The following is a 12,996-nucleotide window of genomic DNA, read 5'->3' as shown; positions in this document are numbered from 1 at the left end:
ATGACTGCGCACGCAAGCCTCAAGCTCTCGACGCTCTGAAGGGGTAAGAAAACCGGGGCGGATCATGAGCCTAACTGAACCGTTTTCACGCATGACGTCAACTCATCAAAACTCGGAAGTTCGATGACGCTAAGTATAGGCAAAACCGACAGTAAGGCCTAAAGGGGCGACAATTTAGGGGGTTATACGGTTTTTTCTTATGCCTGAAGTGACTGTGATGTTTTTCATGATCACCGTATTTGCGGTGATTTTTGCGGGTGTTTCTAAGGGCGGTTTCGGGTCCGGTGCAGCCTTTGCGTCGTCGTCGATTCTTGCTCTGATTGTGGAGCCCGGCGTGGCCCTTGCTTTCATGCTGCCTCTTTTGATGTTGATCGATATCGTCTCGCTGCGCCCGTATTGGGGGCGCTGGCGTCTTCGGGAGTCGTTGATCCTGATCGCAGGCGGTGTTCCTGGCGTTGCGCTTGGGGCGTTATTTTTTCGTTCGATAGACGCAGATGGGATGCGGGTTCTGATTGGCGGGCTGTCTGTTGGTTTCGTATTGTGGCAGATGTCTGGTTGGGTGCGACAACGCCTGGTGCGGCCGCGCCAGACAGCACCGGTCGTTGGGATCATTGCTGGTTTGGTGGCCGGGTTTACCAGTTTCGTCAGCCACGCAGGAGGGCCGCCCGCAGCAGTGTATCTGTTGGGCCGCCAGATGAGCAAAACGGAATACCAGGCGTCAACGGTGCTGGTGTTCTGGGTGCTCAATGCGGCGAAGTTCATTCCTTATGCTGCTTTTGGCCTCGTGACGCCTGCGACACTGGCATTTGATGTTTTGTTGGCACCGTTTGCATTGTTCGGCACTTGGCTCGGCGTGACGCTGCATCATCGCGTATCCGACAGGCTGTTTTTTGCGCTGACCTATGTCCTGCTGACACTGACGGGCATCAAACTGATCTGGGATGGGCTGGTCTAGCCGGTGCGCGTTGGTTCCGGCGATACGCCCCAGGCTGATCGAGCCGATCCGATATGGCGGTACCGTCGCAGCGCAATAGCGAGACAGCGATGCCCATTGAGCGGCGGCTCCCCGTCCGCCAGTTCATCAATTGGGCTTGCGGCAAAATCAGGCGTCGCTGTCGGAAATCGGCAGCGCCTCGGCAAGGACTTCGTAGGATTGCCCAGAGGCTACAAGGCAGGTCATGCCAGAAGGATTGGTCACCGTAATGGTCCAGCTGCCTGATTCTTCGGAGGCAAATGTTTCCATCACCATACCGCGCTGGCCGATCCCGATGCTTTGCCGGCTCTCACCGTATTTCTCCGCAAGCCGTTTCACCACCAGATCGCGCGGCGCGCAATTGGAGCTGGACTGCGCCTCCGTCGGAGCGGCGAGCAGGGTCATGGCGGCGGCTGCTGACAGCAGGGTGATCCCCCGTCCGATTTTCATTTTCAACGTCGTCTTCAACATGGGTTTTACCCTTTCCCGAAGTTCCGGATAGGGGGCACCCTGTCTGGTCACGTGGTCCTGACCTGGACAGGTCTTGCTCCGTACCGGTGTCGCGTCATCGCTGTTACGGGTCCTTGCCCGTTCCGGGTGCCCAAACGCCATTTTGGCGGGAGCGCCCGATTGAAAAAGAGTGGCAGAGCTTTCCTGACATCCTCTTAACGGTGCGCACGCTGCTCTCTGATCTGTGATCCTAGATTAAAAATCAGATGTTTATGTGTTGCGTGTCGCAATTCCTGCCGTCGATTTGGCGTAAAATTCTGCAACGCGGCATAATTTCACTTGAGTTTTTCATGTCGAATGAATAGCCGTTTTAGCAATAATATGTCTTTAGGAGTTCGCAATGGACCTGCGTCTACGCCCGTTTCGGTCAGTCCTTTACATCCCCGGATCCAAGCCGCGCGCGTTGGAGAAGGCGCGAGGGTTGCCGGTTGATGCGATCATCTTCGATCTGGAAGATGCGGTTGCTGCCGACGAAAAGGACAGTGCGCGCGACACATTATCAGCCGCGCTGCAAGAGGGTGGCTATGGTGCGCGGATGAAGATCGTGCGGATCAACGCCCTGGACACGCCATGGGGTTACGCCGATGCGCGCGCTGCCGTGAACATGGGGTGCGATGCGATTTTGTTGCCAAAGGTGTCATCGGCAGAAGATCTGGATGCGCTCGCTTCGGTGACGGGCGACACAGCTTTGTGGGCGATGATGGAAACGCCACGCGGCATGTTGAACGCCGCCGAAATTGCCGCGCATCCTCTGTTGCAGGGCATGGTGATGGGCACCAACGATCTGGCAAAGGAGCTTCAGGTGCGCTTCCGATCGGACCGGCTCCCGTTGATGGCTGGCTTGGGTATGTGCCTGCTGGCGGCCAAGGCTGAGGGCATCGTGATTGTGGATGGCGTCTATAATGCGTTTAAAGACGATGAGGGGTTGCTGACTGAATGTGAGCAAGGCCGCGACATGGGGTTTGACGGGAAAACGCTGATCCACCCGGCGCAGATTGAGATCGCCAACACAGCCTTTGCGCCGTCGCCAGCGGAGGTCGATCTGGCCCAAAGGCAGATTTCCGCCTTTGATGCTGCGCAGGCGCAAGGGGAGGGGGTTGCGGTGGTCGACGGCAAGATTGTCGAGAACCTGCATATTGTCACAGCGCGGGAGATCTTGGCGAAAGCAGATGCAATTGCCGGGTTAAAGACCTAAGCCTGACTCAGTCATTACATTTGGGAGACTGACATGGCACTTTTGGTCCTAGGCATCCTGGTTTGGTGGGGCGCACATTTTTTCAAACGATTGGCACCTGCAAAGCACGCGTCTTTGGGTGATCGCGGTAAGGGGCTGGTCGCCATTGCCATCGCCACCAGCATTGTTTTGATGATTGTTGGGTATCGCTCAACCGAATTCATCTATGTCTGGGCGCCCCCCAGTTTCACGGTCCACATCAACAACACATTGGTTTTGATCGCTCTTTTCCTGATGTCGCCCGCCGCCAAAAAAGGCGCGGTCTTGAACCGTATGCGTCATCCTATGTTGACCGGCTTTGCGCTCTGGGCGTTTGCGCATCTGCTTGTGAACGGTGATTTGGCATCAATGATCCTGTTCGGCGGCCTGCTGGTCTATGTTCCGATCCAGATGACATTGATCAATCGCGCCGAAGGGCCTTGGGTGCCGGGGCCAAAGGGCAGCCTTGCGAAAGATGCCATGTTTTTCTTTGCGTCGATCCTTCTTCTTGGGGCGATCGGCTATATCCATGGGCTGATCGGCCCTTCACCTTTTCCAGGATAATCAGAACATGAAACTCTATCGGTTTTTGTCCGAAGACGACACATCGGCCTTTTGTCACAAAGTGACAGATGCGCTGAACAAGGGATGGGAGCTTTATGGCAGCCCGACGCAAACCTTCGACCCGGTCAAAGGCATCATGCGCTGTGGTCAGTCGGTCGTGAAGACCGTGCCGGGCACCTACACCCCTGACACGAAGTTGGGAGAACACTGATGGCAAAGACCAATCCAGGCCGTTTCTTTGAAGACTACGCTGTGGGAGATGTGCTGCATCATGCGGTGCCCCGTACGGTTTCTGGGGGCGAGCGCGCGTTGTATCACGCGCTCTACCCGGCGCGTCATGCGCTGTATTCTTCGGATGAATTTGCGCGTGGATGTGGTCTGCCTGCTGCGCCGCTTGATGATTTAGCGGCGTTTCATGTGATCTTTGGCAAGACAGTGCCGGATGTATCGCTGAATGCAGTTGCCAATCTCGGCTATGCAGAGGGTCGTTGGCATCAGCCTGTCTTTGTCGGCGATACCCTGCGGGCCGAAAGCGAAGTCATCGGCGTGAAGCAGAACTCGAATGGCAAAACTGGCGTCGTTTATGTGCGCACCCGTGGTCTGAACCAACGCGATGAGCTGGTGATGGATTATGTTCGCTGGGTTATGGTGCGAAAGGGCAATCTGGACGTCCCCGCACCTGATACAGTGATACCGGAGTTGCAAAAAGCGATACCGGCCGAACAACTGATCATCCCATCAGGGCTGGACTTCTCGCAATACGACTTTGCACTCGCAGGCGAGCAGCATCGCTGGGGCGACTACGAGATCGGAGAGAAAATCGACCACATTGATGGTGTTACCATTGAAGAGGCCGAGCATATGATGGCCACTAGGCTTTGGCAGAACACTGCTAAGGTGCATTTTGACACCACAGCACGGCCAGATGGGTCCCGCTTGATCTATGGCGGGCATGTGATCTCGATGGCGCGGGCGTTGTCGTTCAACGGCCTGGCAAATGCTCAGATGATGGTCGGGTTGAATGGCGGCGCTCATGTGAACCCATGTCGTGCAGGCATGACGGTGCATGCCTGGTCTGAGGTCTTGGACAAGGCTGAAACAGCAGCGCCTGGCGTGGGCGTCATTCGACTGCGGCTGGTCGCAACGCAAGGCAGCGCGCCTTTTGTCCTGCGGGACGAGGATGGCAAATATCGTCCTGAGGTTCTGTTGGACTTGGATTATTGGGCGGTGATCCCGCTGTAACCGGGTAGCCGTCGCAGGGATGGTCGGCATTGTTCACGGGAAAAAGAGTAGGGTGAACGGCACGCATTGCGTAGACTTCCCGTATGAGAGGGTTGCGAGCAGTCTGTCTGTCGGTGCTGATATCTTGCGCAGGTCTTGCGTCGTCACGGGCGCAGGCCTGTGATCTTGCGCTTGTGTTGGCGGTGGATGTGTCTGGCAGCGTTGATGCGGCAGAGTACCGGGTGCAGATGGACGGGCTTGCTGCCGCGCTGCGCAACGGGATCATTGCCGAAGCACTCGTGCGGGCCCAGGCCCGTGTCTTGCTGATGCAATGGTCGGGCAGCGGCCGACAGGAAGTGTCGTTGCCGTGGTTCCAAACCAGCGATTTTGCAGCGGTAGAGGCGTTGGCACAGCGAATTTCCACGGCTCCACGACCCTGGTTGAACTTTGCCACTGGTATTGGAGAGGCGCTCCAGCTCGCGCAGGTGCAGTTTCGGCAGGTGCCGGACTGCCGCCGGAAGATCGTCGATGTTTCGGGTGACGGGATTTCGAACGAAGGAATTGCGCCAGATTATCTGCACGCATCCCTCGTCAATGACGGCATCACGGTCAACGCTTTGGCCATCGAGGCCAGTGAACCTGACCTGACCGGCTATTTCTTTGAGCGCGTGATCACGGGGCCTGGTGCCTTTGTTCAGACGGCCTCTGGATTTGCAGATTACCCCGAGGCCATTCGGAAGAAACTGTTGCGCGAAGTGGCGCAACAGACTGCGCAATTGACGCAAACCGCGCCAAATCGTCGCTGAAGCCAATTTGACTGGGTGATTCTGTAAGAAATTAGGGTTTTCGTAATTTGTGATCACTTACCCAAATCAAGTGATCACAAATGAGAATTTTCGGGAGTTTCACGAGATTATCTGGGCATTTTTACCTCTCGTTTGGGTGACAGGCCGTAAAAAACAGCTAAAACGTCGTCAGCCAACCGGAAAGGAGCCAACATGGCCGATGTAAATCGGGGCAATCGCCCGCTTTCACCTCATCTGATGATCTATCGTCCGCAGCTGACCTCTATCTCTTCGATTATGGTGCGGATCAGTGGTCTGGGTGTCCTGACCCTCGTACCTCTGGTGGTGTGGTGGCTTTTGGCGGCGGCAACCTCTGAAGCGGCTTTTGCCGTCATTGACGGGTTCCTGCGCAGCTGGTTTGGGATGCTTATCCTGACCGCGGCCATGTGGGGATTTTGGTATCACACGCTGGGGCGGCTGCGTCATGTCATCTGGGACTTCGGTTACTGCCTGGACGTGCCCACCTCTGAAAAAATGGGCATCGGCATGTTTGTCGGCGCAACCGTTTTGACCGCCCTTGTGGCGCTGGTCGTATAAGGAGCAACCAGATGCGTTATATGACAGATCGAAAGCGTGCCCTGGGTCTGGGCGCTGGCGGCACGGGAACCGAAAACCATTGGAAGATGATGGTGCGGTCCATGATCATGGTGGTGCTTGCGCCGCTGTTTCTGATCACGCTTGGGCTTGGGCTTGGCCGTCCCTACGAAGAGGTGCTGGTCTATTTCAGTCAGCCCATTCCTGCCATTATTATGGCCCTTTCCCTGATCGTCGGGCTCATTCAGCTTATGTATGAAGCCCAGGAAGCAATCGAAGATTATGTACACGGTGTCGGTGAGAAGCTGATGATCGTTGCGGTGCGGGCGTTTTGCTACACGCTGATCGCGGCGGGGCTCTTTGCCCTTATCAAGCTTGCCCTGTGAGACCCGGTATAAGGATCATACATAATGACAGCAGCATATGAATACGAAACCCACGAATACGACGTCGTTGTTGTAGGCGCAGGTGGTGCCGGTCTGCGCGCGACCTTGGGTATGGCAGAGCAGGGTTTGCGCACAGCGTGTATCTCCAAAGTGTTCCCGACGCGGTCCCACACGGTCGCGGCCCAGGGTGGCATTGCAGCATCGCTGTCCAACATGGGCCCAGACCACTGGCAGTGGCACATGTATGACACTGTCAAAGGCTCCGACTGGCTCGGTGATACCGACGCGATGGAATACCTCGCGCGCGAGGCCCCCAAGGCGGTCTATGAACTGGAACACTACGGTGTGCCGTTTTCCCGCACCGAAGAGGGCAAAATCTATCAGCGTCCCTTTGGTGGCCACACAACGCAGTTCGGTGAAGGCCCGCCCGTTCAGCGCACCTGTGCTGCCGCCGACCGGACAGGCCACGCGATCCTGCACACGCTGTATGGCCAGTCGCTGAAAAACAACGCGGAATTCTACATCGAATATTTCGCCATCGATCTGCAAATGTCTGATGATGGCGTTTGCACCGGCGTTCTGTGCTGGAAGTTGGATGATGGCACCTTCCATGTGTTCAACGCCAAGACAGTGGTTCTCGCAACCGGCGGCTATGGACGCGCATATTTCTCCGCTACGTCTGCGCATACCTGCACCGGTGATGGCGGTGGTATGGTGGCTCGCGCAGGCCTTGCGCTGCAGGATATGGAGTTTGTGCAGTTCCACCCGACCGGCATCTATGGCTCAGGCTGTTTGATCACCGAAGGGGCACGTGGCGAAGGTGGCTACCTGACCAACTCCGAAGGTGAGCGTTTCATGGAGCGCTATGCCCCGAATTATAAGGACCTTGCTCCTCGGGACTATGTGTCTCGCTGCATGACCATGGAAATCCGCGAAGGGCGCGGTGTTGGTCAAAACGGCGATCACATTCACTTGAACCTCAGCCATTTGCCAGCCGAAGCTTTGGCAGAACGGTTGCCGGGTATTTCGGAGAGCGCGAAAATCTTCGCCGGCGTCGATGTCACGAAAGAGCCGATCCCAGTTCTGCCAACGGTGCACTACAACATGGGCGGTATTCCGACCAACTACTGGGGCGAGGTTCTGGATCCGACACCGGAAGATCCCAACCGGATCGTGCCGGGCCTGATGGCTGTTGGTGAGGCTGGTTGTGCATCCGTTCACGGTGCCAACCGTCTTGGTTCGAATTCCCTGATCGACCTGGTGGTGTTTGGCCGCGCTGCCGCGATCAAAGCGGGCAAGGTTGTCGACCCGAACTCGGCCGTGCCAGAAACCAATAAAAAGGCGGTCGATCAGGCGTTTGATCGTTTTGATGGTCTGCGCCATGCCAAGGGGCAAATCCCGACAGCTGAACTGCGGTTGGAAATGCAAAAGGCAATGCAAGCCGATGCTGCCGTGTTCCGCACTGATGAAACCCTGAAGCAAGGGGTGGAAAAAATGACTGCCATCGCGTCCAAGCAGGACGACCTGCAGGTGACCGATCGCAGCCTGGTCTGGAACTCGGATCTGATGGAAACGCTTGAGCTGACCAACCTGATGCCCAATGCGCTGGCAACAATCGTTGGTGCTGAGGCGCGTCGGGAAAGCCGTGGCGCACACGCGCATGAGGATTACCCGAACCGGGATGATGCGAACTGGCGTGTGCACACCATTGCGCGGGCGTCTGGCAACCGGATCGAAAGCGTACAGATGAAGCTGAGCTATCGCCCGGTTATCGAAGATCCGCTCACCACCGAAAGCCAGGGTGGCATCAGCCTGCAGAAGATCGCTCCGAAAGAGCGGACGTTCTAAATGACCTCTGCGCCTCCTCGGATTTTGTGCGTCGGCACGCATCACAAGACGGGTACCGTCTGGATGCGGCGTGTCTGGCGTATGATCGGGGAGGCGTTGGAGATCCCATTCGAACCGGTGCACAATCCGGATCGGTGGCAGCGAATCCCGGACACGGGTCGGGTGATTGTTGTGAACTGGTCGGGCGCTTTTGCGCCGGCTCTGTTCGATCATCCCGAAGCGCGGTTTTTGCACATCATCCGCGACCCGCGCGATGTGCTTTTGTCTGGTGCTCGCTATCATGAGAACAGCCCAGGTCGACAAGAACGTTTCTTGCACGGCGCACGGGCCGATCTGAACGGTTTGAGCTATCAGCAACATTTGCAGAGCCTGACCGACCTAGAGGCCAAGCTTGATTTTGAGATGCGCAATATGCACCTCAAGACCCTGGGTGAGATGTTGAAATGGCCTTATGGCCATCCGCGTGCGATGGATCTGCGATATGAAGATCTGATCGACGATCAGAGCTGTGCGTTGTTTGCGGATGTCTTGCGGTTTTTTGGGTTCGACAATGCCGAGGCTGAAACCGCGAAAACCATCTATTTCGAGAACTCTCTGTTTGGTGGGTTGGCAGCGGACCAAAGCACCAATCGCGACCAAAACACCGGACGAACGGCTACTCACGTGGTGTCCGGCGCGTCCGGCCAGTGGCAAACCGCATTGCCATATGCAACAGCGCAGCTATATGCGGAACGCCATGCGGACGATCTGGTCACGCTCGGTTATGAGACCGATGCGGGCTGGTTAAACGCCATGCAGCACTCAACCGATAGCGCTTCGTCGGCCGCCACGGCGGGGTGCGACGCATGATGGCGGCGCTCACAGAAACACCACGCGTCACCGTGCAAACGCATGAAACCGCACTTGTGGCGCAGCTCGGGTGGCAGCCTGTGAAGACGCTGCGCATGGTCGGGATGCGCCGCTCCGGTAACCATGCGATTGCAAATTGGCTCCAGCGCAACGCGTCGACCGGAAAAGCCCTGTTTTTGAACAATTGCCGTGCAGGACGGGACCCATTCCGCCACCACAACGGGCTTGAGGTCTCTGGGCACCGGTGCTCGGCCCCCCTTGAGCATGCCGCTGAAGAGGCCGGACCGGACGCAATGCTCTTGTTGTCTTATGAAGACACAACACTCGGACGGGCGCACGCAGATCGCGATTTGTCCGGCCCGCTCTCTGATCAGGCGTTTGACCATAGCGTTTTGGTTTATCGCAGTTTTCTGAATTGGTCCGCATCGCTCTTGGCCAAATTGCGTCGTAATCCACGCTACCGCAGCGCGGACCGGGCCGCTGTGATGATGCGCTCCATCGCGACATATGGCGACCTGCTGGCGGAGGTCGTGGCAGCGCAGGATCAGGCGCAGGCACGCGGATCGGTGGCCATTTGCTATGACCATTGGGTCGAAAGCGATCTTTACCGCGCCCAGCGTTTGCAGGCTCTCGGTTTGGAGGTGCGGGACAACAGCCTCGGTATGGTTCAGGCCTACGGGGGGGGATCCAGTTTCCAGCCAAAGGCGACGACCGCAACTGAACTCGATGTAATGAACCGCTGGCGGGGTATGGCCAAAGACCCGGAGTATCGCGCTGTTCTATCCTTGGCGGCGCTGGATGATGTGTTTGTGTCGCGACTGACCAGCCTGTTTCCCGACGATGCCACGCATCTGATGACACTGATTGGCGCCAACGCCCTCGTTGATGCGCCCACAAAGGTGGAGGGCATATGATGCACGACCGCCTTATTCCCATTCGCAAGAATTGCGTTTTGATTGATGCTCGGATGGATCCGAGCCCAGCCTCTTTCCAACCGGTGCCGTTCGTTGCATCCGGTTGGGCAGCTCAGCAAGGAGAATGATCTATGGCAGAGTTCGCACTTCCGAAAAATTCCAAGATCACCACGGGTAAAACCTGGCCCAAGCCCGAAGGCGCGAAGAATGTGCGCAAGTTCAGCATCTATCGCTGGAACCCGGATGACGGAAAGAACCCGCAGGTTGATACTTATTTCGTCGACATGGACAGCTGCGGGCCGATGGTTCTGGATGCGCTGATCAAGATCAAGAACGAGATTGATCCCACTCTGACGTTCCGCCGATCCTGCCGGGAAGGGATTTGTGGGTCCTGTGCGATGAACATCGACGGTATCAACACATTGGCCTGTATTTATGGTCTGGATGAGATCAAAGGCGATGTGAAAATCTATCCGTTGCCGCATATGCCCGTGGTCAAGGATCTGATTCCCGACCTGACCCACTTCTATGCGCAGCACGCATCGATCATGCCCTGGTTGGAGACCAAGACAAACCGCCCTGCCAAGGAGTGGAAGCAGTCTATTGACGACCGCAAGAAGCTTGATGGGCTGTATGAATGTGTGATGTGCGCGTCTTGCTCCACCTCCTGCCCAAGCTATTGGTGGAATGGTGATCGGTATTTGGGCCCGGCAGCTTTGTTGCACGCGTATCGTTGGATCATTGATAGCCGGGATGAAGCGACTGGCGAGCGGTTGGATGAACTGGAAGATCCATTCAAGCTCTACCGGTGTCACACCATCATGAACTGCGCCAAGACCTGCCCGAAGGGATTGAACCCGGCCAAAGCGATTGCGCATATCAAACAGATGATGGTGGAACGCTCCGTCTGATCGAGACGAATTATTCCATGCCAAAGCGCCACCTGCCACCGCAGGTGGCGCTTTTGTTTTCAGCGGATCTTTGACGAGAGCCAACGATTGGGCTCAGGTGATCGAAGAGCAACCGATACGCACTTCGCCGCTCGCTAAATCTGATCAAATTTCGTCATAAAAATAAGGGGTTTCCGGTTCAGAAAAAGCTTGAAAGACTCGAAGGATTGAGTGATATGGCGCGCAGACGCCAACGCACGCGCCTCTGTCCCAAGGGTTACACCCCCATGGTTACGTAGCGACGGTAACGTCTCTGATTGAAGTGAGCGGTCATAGATGGCCGGGTCTTTTGGAGATGACCATGAACGCAAACGTAGCCGGGCATATCGCCGGTGAATTCGGTATTTCGTCGGTGTCCCGACATCTTTCATACATTGCGCAGAACCGTTTTGAGCGGCCTACTTTGGTGATCGACGCGGAGGCTGTCGCTCAACAATATGATCGCCTGGCATCCGGATTGGGACGGGCCAGAATTCACTACGCGGTGAAGGCCAATCCTGCGCCCCAAATCCTGCAGCGACTGGTCGCGTGCGGTGCGCATTTTGATGCGGCGAGTGAGGCAGAGATCAGGCAGTGCTTGGCCGCGGGCGCCCCGGCTGCGCATATCTCTTTTGGAAATACGATCAAGCGGCCAGCCGATATCGCCTTTGCCTATGGCTGCGGTATCACGCAGTTCGCAGCAGACGCCTCCGAAGAAGTGGCCAAAATTGCCGCTCATGCGCCTGGGGCAGGGGTGATCATTCGGGTGCTGGTTGGTGCAACAGGTGCAGATTGGCCGCTGAGCCGGAAATTCGGCTGTAGCGCATCGATGGCTTTGGCGCTTATGGATCAGGCGGCTGAAAGTGGCTTGGACGTGTTGGGCCTCTCGTTTCATGTGGGGTCCCAGACCCGAGAGCCTGCGATGTGGGCGGACACTTTGGATCAGGTGGCGGACATTTGGCGCGCAGCAAAAGAGGCCGGGCACCCGCTTCGGGTGTTGAACATTGGTGGGGGATTTCCCGCCAGCTACGGTGGTGCGGTTCTGGCGCCGCACGACTACGCCGAACAGGTGATGGCTTTGGTCAACGCCCGGTTCCCTGATGCGGCAGAGATCATGGCAGAGCCTGGCCGTGGTTTGGTGGCGGAGGCTGGCGCGATCGCAGCAGAGGTTTTGCTGGTGTCGCGCAAGGATGGCTCTGATAACCATCGCTGGGTCTATTTGGATATTGGCAAGTTTTCGGGTTTGGCTGAAACCATGGACGAGGCCATTCGCTATCGCATCACGACAGACCGCGATGGCGGAGCGATGGGTCCCTGTGTTTTGGCGGGGCCGTCCTGCGACAGCGCAGATGTGTTGTATGAAAAACGACCCTATCAGCTGCCATTGGATTTGCGGGCCGGGGATAGAGTCGTCATTCACGCATGCGGGGCGTACACCAGCACATATGCCTCTGTCGGGTTCAACGGGTTCCCGCCGCTTGATGTGGTTGTGATTTAGACCCGCGGATGGGGTTTGGACACAAGTGCTTGCCACCGCTGCAAACTGCCGGTTTGATGGTCGCAACTTATTGAGAGGATTGCGATCATGTCTGTGGCCACTTTGCCAAACACCCCCCTTGCAGCACCAGATGATGCCGCCGCGCGGCGCGCGGTAACGCCTGTGATTTGCTATCCAAACGAAACGCTGCCGCAGCCTGATTTGGCTTTGTATCAGGCTGCGCGTGACGGGGCAGTGAAAACTGATGAGGTTCTGGTGAACCCGCGCGATGCGGCCTGTTTCACTGTGCCAGCAGGCCATTTCTTTCGCATTTCCTCGGTTCAGGGATCGCAGGTCGGGGATCTGAACCTGTGGAATAAAGAGGATTTGTCCGAGCGGTTTTTTTCCGGCAAAACCCGCGCGCTGCATGGAACCCATGTGACCGTCGGAGAACGTCTGTGGAGCAGCTTGCCCAGTCTCAGACCGATGGCCACGATCATTGGCGACACGTTGGGTTGGTACGGTATCGATGAGTTCGGCGGATCTGTGCATGATGTGATTGGCACAAGATGCGATCCCTACACTGGCAATCTTGTAAATGCCGTTTCAAAAATCCCCAAAAGTGGCGAAGTAAAATTCCCCACTTTCTGGTCTCGGTGATCAGCCGGTTGTTGCGATCAGTTTCTCCTTTTTTGGTGGTCGGCCGCGTCGCTTTGGTGCGGGCGGTGGTGTG

14 protein-coding genes and 1 pseudogene are annotated in these 12,996 nt (G+C 56.7%); 14 read left to right on the top strand and 1 reads right to left on the bottom strand.

The annotated features are described in order from the left end of the window. The first annotated feature begins 199 nt into the window (after nt 1-199). Nucleotides 200-955 (top strand): sulfite exporter TauE/SafE family protein, encoded by a 756-nt coding sequence (locus tag Q0C28_RS13205; protein ID WP_293576526.1) that lies wholly within the window; start codon nt 200-202, stop codon nt 953-955. Between the two features lie 147 nt (nt 956-1,102). On the opposite strand, the gene Q0C28_RS13200 is transcribed toward Q0C28_RS13205, so the two are convergent. Continuing rightward, a complete protein-coding gene (locus tag Q0C28_RS13200; protein ID WP_293576525.1) occupies nt 1,103-1,444 on the bottom strand; it encodes a hypothetical protein in 342 nt (113 codons plus the stop codon). 379 nt (nt 1,445-1,823) lie between these two features. Between Q0C28_RS13200 and Q0C28_RS13195 the strand changes: the two genes are divergently transcribed. The 13 genes and pseudogenes from Q0C28_RS13195 to Q0C28_RS13135 form a co-directional block, all read left to right on the top strand. Continuing rightward, on the top strand, nt 1,824-2,678 hold the full coding sequence (locus Q0C28_RS13195; RefSeq protein WP_293576523.1) for a CoA ester lyase: 855 nt from the start codon (nt 1,824-1,826) through the stop codon (nt 2,676-2,678). A 33-nt stretch (nt 2,679-2,711) separates the two neighbouring features. After that, the gene (locus tag Q0C28_RS13190; protein ID WP_293576521.1) at nt 2,712-3,260 is read left to right on the top strand and encodes an NnrU family protein; all 549 of its coding nucleotides are present in this window, start codon (nt 2,712-2,714) and stop codon (nt 3,258-3,260) included. A 7-nt stretch (nt 3,261-3,267) separates the two neighbouring features. Continuing rightward, nucleotides 3,268-3,471: a DUF1737 domain-containing protein gene (locus Q0C28_RS13185; protein WP_293576519.1), complete on the top strand. Its 204-nt coding sequence runs from the start codon at nt 3,268-3,270 to the stop codon at nt 3,469-3,471. Further along, nucleotides 3,471-4,502 (top strand): MaoC family dehydratase, encoded by a 1,032-nt coding sequence (locus tag Q0C28_RS13180; protein WP_293576517.1) that lies wholly within the window; start codon nt 3,471-3,473, stop codon nt 4,500-4,502. The genes Q0C28_RS13185 and Q0C28_RS13180 overlap by 1 nt, the downstream gene beginning before the upstream one ends. Before the next feature lie 83 nt (nt 4,503-4,585). Further along, nucleotides 4,586-5,287: a DUF1194 domain-containing protein gene (locus Q0C28_RS13175; RefSeq protein WP_293576515.1), complete on the top strand. Its 702-nt coding sequence runs from the start codon at nt 4,586-4,588 to the stop codon at nt 5,285-5,287. A gap of 192 nt (nt 5,288-5,479) precedes the next feature. Beyond that, nucleotides 5,480-5,863 carry a succinate dehydrogenase, cytochrome b556 subunit gene (gene sdhC, locus Q0C28_RS13170; protein WP_293576513.1) on the top strand — a complete coding sequence of 128 codons (384 nt, stop codon included), beginning with the start codon at nt 5,480-5,482 and terminating at the stop codon, nt 5,861-5,863. A gap of 11 nt (nt 5,864-5,874) precedes the next feature. Then, nucleotides 5,875-6,246 (top strand): succinate dehydrogenase, hydrophobic membrane anchor protein, encoded by a 372-nt coding sequence (locus tag Q0C28_RS13165; protein WP_293576511.1) that lies wholly within the window; start codon nt 5,875-5,877, stop codon nt 6,244-6,246. Between the two features lie 24 nt (nt 6,247-6,270). Then, complete coding sequence (gene sdhA, locus Q0C28_RS13160; RefSeq protein WP_293576509.1) at nt 6,271-8,094, top strand: succinate dehydrogenase flavoprotein subunit; 1,824 nt, start codon at nt 6,271-6,273, stop codon at nt 8,092-8,094. Continuing rightward, on the top strand, nt 8,095-8,943 hold the full coding sequence (locus Q0C28_RS13155) for a sulfotransferase domain-containing protein (RefSeq protein ID WP_293576507.1): 849 nt from the start codon (nt 8,095-8,097) through the stop codon (nt 8,941-8,943). Continuing rightward, complete coding sequence (locus tag Q0C28_RS13150) at nt 8,940-9,857, top strand: hypothetical protein (RefSeq protein ID WP_293576505.1); 918 nt, start codon at nt 8,940-8,942, stop codon at nt 9,855-9,857. Before Q0C28_RS13155 ends, Q0C28_RS13150 begins: the two co-directional genes overlap by 4 nt. Nucleotides 9,858-9,988: 131 nt before the next feature. Beyond that, nucleotides 9,989-10,768, top strand: coding sequence for a succinate dehydrogenase iron-sulfur subunit (locus Q0C28_RS13145; RefSeq protein WP_293576503.1), 780 nt, complete (start codon nt 9,989-9,991; stop codon nt 10,766-10,768). 334 nt (nt 10,769-11,102) lie between these two features. Further along, nucleotides 11,103-12,284 (top strand): type III PLP-dependent enzyme, encoded by a 1,182-nt coding sequence (locus Q0C28_RS13140; protein ID WP_293576501.1) that lies wholly within the window; start codon nt 11,103-11,105, stop codon nt 12,282-12,284. A gap of 87 nt (nt 12,285-12,371) precedes the next feature. Further along, nucleotides 12,372-12,860 (top strand): annotated as a pseudogene (locus tag Q0C28_RS13135) (urea carboxylase-associated family protein); the annotation flags it as partial. Between the last annotated feature and the right edge of the window lie 136 nt (nt 12,861-12,996).

This window comes from Phaeobacter sp. (assembly GCF_022825805.1).
In the GTDB taxonomy this organism is placed as follows: Bacteria; Pseudomonadota; Alphaproteobacteria; order Rhodobacterales; family Rhodobacteraceae; genus Phaeobacter.
Note: the sequence above shows the minus strand (reverse complement) of the source record. Positions and strands in the feature narration are given on the sequence as shown.

Excerpts from the sequence above, each read along its gene's own strand:
- Q0C28_RS13205 (WP_293576526.1), top strand. The coding sequence starts at position 200 with ATGCCTGAAGTGACTGTGATGTTTTTCATGATCACCGTATTTGCGGTG.
- Q0C28_RS13200 (WP_293576525.1), bottom strand. The coding sequence starts at position 1,444 with ATGTTGAAGACGACGTTGAAAATGAAAATCGGACGGGGGATCACCCTG.
- Q0C28_RS13195 (WP_293576523.1), top strand. The coding sequence starts at position 1,824 with ATGGACCTGCGTCTACGCCCGTTTCGGTCAGTCCTTTACATCCCCGGA.
- Q0C28_RS13190 (WP_293576521.1), top strand. The coding sequence starts at position 2,712 with ATGGCACTTTTGGTCCTAGGCATCCTGGTTTGGTGGGGCGCACATTTT.
- Q0C28_RS13185 (WP_293576519.1), top strand. The coding sequence starts at position 3,268 with ATGAAACTCTATCGGTTTTTGTCCGAAGACGACACATCGGCCTTTTGT.
- Q0C28_RS13180 (WP_293576517.1), top strand. The coding sequence starts at position 3,471 with ATGGCAAAGACCAATCCAGGCCGTTTCTTTGAAGACTACGCTGTGGGA.
- Q0C28_RS13175 (WP_293576515.1), top strand. The coding sequence starts at position 4,586 with ATGAGAGGGTTGCGAGCAGTCTGTCTGTCGGTGCTGATATCTTGCGCA.
- sdhC (WP_293576513.1), top strand. The coding sequence starts at position 5,480 with ATGGCCGATGTAAATCGGGGCAATCGCCCGCTTTCACCTCATCTGATG.
- Q0C28_RS13165 (WP_293576511.1), top strand. The coding sequence starts at position 5,875 with ATGCGTTATATGACAGATCGAAAGCGTGCCCTGGGTCTGGGCGCTGGC.
- sdhA (WP_293576509.1), top strand. The coding sequence starts at position 6,271 with ATGACAGCAGCATATGAATACGAAACCCACGAATACGACGTCGTTGTT.
- Q0C28_RS13155 (WP_293576507.1), top strand. The coding sequence starts at position 8,095 with ATGACCTCTGCGCCTCCTCGGATTTTGTGCGTCGGCACGCATCACAAG.
- Q0C28_RS13150 (WP_293576505.1), top strand. The coding sequence starts at position 8,940 with ATGATGGCGGCGCTCACAGAAACACCACGCGTCACCGTGCAAACGCAT.
- Q0C28_RS13145 (WP_293576503.1), top strand. The coding sequence starts at position 9,989 with ATGGCAGAGTTCGCACTTCCGAAAAATTCCAAGATCACCACGGGTAAA.
- Q0C28_RS13140 (WP_293576501.1), top strand. The coding sequence starts at position 11,103 with ATGACCATGAACGCAAACGTAGCCGGGCATATCGCCGGTGAATTCGGT.